The sequence below is a fragment of the Enterobacter cloacae complex sp. IR5450 genome (assembly GCF_049238665.1).
Taxonomy (GTDB): domain Bacteria; phylum Pseudomonadota; class Gammaproteobacteria; order Enterobacterales; family Enterobacteriaceae; genus Enterobacter; species Enterobacter hormaechei_C.
Genome location: NZ_JBMKIC010000092.1, coordinates 1 through 768 on the forward strand (window position 1 = coordinate 1; position 768 = coordinate 768).

The window sequence follows — 768 nt, forward strand, 5'->3', positions numbered from 1 at the left end:
GGTGATGCTGCCAACTTACTGATTTAGTGTATGATGGTGTTTTTGAGGTGCTCCAGTGGCTTCTGTTTCTATCAGCTGTCCCTCCTGTTCAGCTACTGACGGGGTGGTGCGTAACGGCAAAAGCACTGCCGGACATCAGCGCTATCTCTGCTCTCACTGCCGTAAAACATGGCAACTGCAGTTCACTTACACCGCTTCTCAACCCGGTACGCACCAGAAAATCATTGATATGGCCATGAATGGCGTTGGATGCCGGGCAACCGCCCGCATTATGGGCGTTGGCCTCAACACGATTTTCCGCCATTTAAAAAACTCAGGCCGCAGTCGGTAACCTCGCGCATACAGCCGGGCAGTGACGTCATCGTCTGCGCGGAAATGGACGAACAGTGGGGATACGTCGGGGCTAAATCGCGCCAGCGCTGGCTGTTTTACGCGTATGACAGGCTCCGGAAGACGGTTGTTGCGCACGTATTCGGTGAACGCACGATGGCGACGCTGGGGCGTCTTATGAGCCTGCTGTCACCCTTTGACGTGGTGATATGGATGACGGATGGCTGGCCGCTGTATGAATCCCGCCTGAAGGGAAAGCTGCACGTAATCAGCAAGCGATATACGCAGCGAATTGAGCGGCATAACCTGAATCTGAGGCAGCACCTGGCACGGCTGGGACGGAAGTCGCTGTCGTTCTCAAAATCGGTGGAGCTGCATGACAAAGTCATCGGGCATTATCTGAACATAAAACACTATCAATAAGTTGGAGTCATTACC

At 53.6% G+C, this 768-nt stretch carries 1 protein-coding gene; it reads left to right on the forward strand.

The window, feature by feature from the left end; all coding sequences use genetic code 11:
* Positions 1–55: 55 nt before the first annotated feature.
* Positions 56–753 (forward strand): IS1-like element IS1B family transposase gene (locus ACOTYB_RS24835; protein ID WP_095033700.1). Its coding sequence is split into 2 segments (ribosomal slippage): positions 56–305 and positions 305–753, totalling 699 coding nucleotides; the frame shifts between segments, so codons are not numbered across the junction.
* Positions 754–768 lie beyond the last annotated feature (15 nt).